We start from the raw sequence: 852 nt of genomic DNA on the forward strand, positions 1-852 counted from the left end.
TCGACACCGGCCGCAAGGTCGCCGAGGGCAAGGGCCCGGTGCGCTCCATGCTGGAGGCCGGCGCCTCGCGTGCCAAGGACAGCGTGATGGACACGATCAAGAACCTCGGCGGGGGCGGCAAGGGCAAGCGCAAGGGCGGCGGGGGCAACAAGCCGACCGTCATCATGGAGTACATCGACGTCGGCGTGCCGCTGCGCACCGCCTACGACCAGTGGACCCAGTACCAGGACTTCAGCACCTTCGCCAAGGGCGTCAAGAGCGCGAGCCGCGCCGACGACACCACCTCGGACTGGCAGGCGAAGATCTGGTGGTCCAGCCGCAGCTGGAAGGCCACGACGACCGAGCAGGTTCCCGACTACCGCATCCAGTGGACGTCGGAGGGCGCGAAGGGCAGCACCAAGGGCGTCGTCTCCTTCCACCGTCTGGAGGACAACCTCACCCGCGTCCTGCTGGTCATGGAGTACTACCCGAGCGGCTTCTTCGAGAAGACCGGGAACATCTGGCGCGCCCAGGGCCGCCGCGTCCGGCTCGACCTCAAGAACTTCGCCCGCTTCATCACCCTCAAGGGAGAGGCGGAGGACGGCTGGCGCGGCGAGATCCGCGACGGCGAGGTCGTCCGCAGCCACGAGGACGCCCTCGCGGAGGAGGAGCGCGAAGAGGGAGAGGAGAGCGACGAGGAGCCGGAGGAGGAAGAGGCCGGCTACGAGGGCGAGGACCGGGACGAGGAAGAGGAGCCGTACGAGGAGGACGAGGAGGAGGGCCCCTACGCCGAGGAGGAGAACGGCGAGGAGGAGAACGGCGAGTACGAGGAGGAGTCCGGGGACGAGCCCGAGGCGGAGGACGCCGACGAGG

General features: G+C 69.0%; 1 protein-coding gene. It reads left to right on the forward strand.

The window, feature by feature from the left end:
• The coding region (locus IE249_RS19215) for an SRPBCC family protein (protein WP_229858877.1) at positions 1-852 on the forward strand (852 nt) is incomplete at both ends.

The organism is Streptomyces anandii JCM 4720 (genome assembly GCF_014650655.1).
Lineage (GTDB): Bacteria > Actinomycetota > Actinomycetes > Streptomycetales > Streptomycetaceae > Streptomyces > Streptomyces anandii.